1 protein-coding gene is annotated in these 1,007 nt (G+C 56.4%); it reads left to right on the plus strand.

Annotated features, from left to right (window positions below):
• Positions 1-56 precede the first annotated feature (56 nt).
• Positions 57-974 (plus strand): DUF6929 family protein, encoded by a 918-nt coding sequence (locus C5L12_RS27715; RefSeq protein ID WP_105375174.1) that lies wholly within the window; start codon positions 57-59, stop codon positions 972-974.
• Positions 975-1,007: the final 33 nt, after the last annotated feature.

The raw sequence follows: 1,007 nt of genomic DNA on the forward strand, positions 1-1,007 counted from the left end.
AACAGTTCGTGTCTCGGCCGGTAGAGCCCAGACGTCAATGGTGATAGGAAATAGCAATGATTGCCACGACCGAAATTCGGGCACTCGACGTGTCTCCGGCACAGCCTGAAACACAGCCCCCCTATCTCAGTGCCGCGAGCGGTCTGGTTTGCGTCGGCTCGCACATCTATGTCGTTGCTGATGACGCCCTTCACCTTGGAGTGTTTTCCGCCGGTACCTCTGAGCCGGGTTATGAGATCCGTCTGTTTTCGGGCGATTTGCCCGTGAACAAGGCTGAGCGAAAGCGCGAAAAGCCAGACCTGGAGGCGATCACTTTCGTCCCTGCTTTCCATGGCTATTCGTATGGCGCTCTGCTGGCTTTTGGATCGGCATCGCGGCCGAACCGCGCTCGCGGCGTTCTCATTGGCCTTGATCGCCACGGCGCGGTTTGCGGTTCGCCCGAGGAACTCGACTTAGCGCCCATTTTGGGTTCGCTTCATCGAACGTTCCCGGAACTCAATATCGAGGGAGCAACAGTGGTTGGCGATGAACTCCTGCTATGTCAGCGCGGTAACAAGAGACACATCGACAATGCGGTTATCCGTTTCCCATTGCTTCCCGCCCTTGCGGCATTGCGAGGTTCGAATACTGCAGCCCTTGCGCCATCCGACATTATGAAAGTGGATCTTGGTTCGATCGAGGGCGTACCACTCTGCTTTACCGATGCGGCATCTCTACCCAATGGTGACGCGGTATTCTGTGCTGTGGCGGAAGATACGAACGACGCATATCTTGATGGCCGCTGCGTAGGAGGCGCGATCGGGATCGTTGACAAACATGGGCGGTTGCTCTCGCTGCACCAGCTCGAACAGCCATATAAGGTGGAAGGTATCAGCGCTCACATTGTAAATGATACGCTGGACCTGCTACTCGTTACTGACGCGGACGACCCTGCAATACCGGCAAAGCTTCTGTCTGCCTCTTTTGCGTTGTAGGACTGAAGGGCCTTCATCGGTTGGGCACCAGCC

It is taken from the genome of Neorhizobium huautlense, assembly GCF_002968575.1.
Lineage (GTDB): Bacteria > Pseudomonadota > Alphaproteobacteria > Rhizobiales > Rhizobiaceae > Neorhizobium > Neorhizobium huautlense.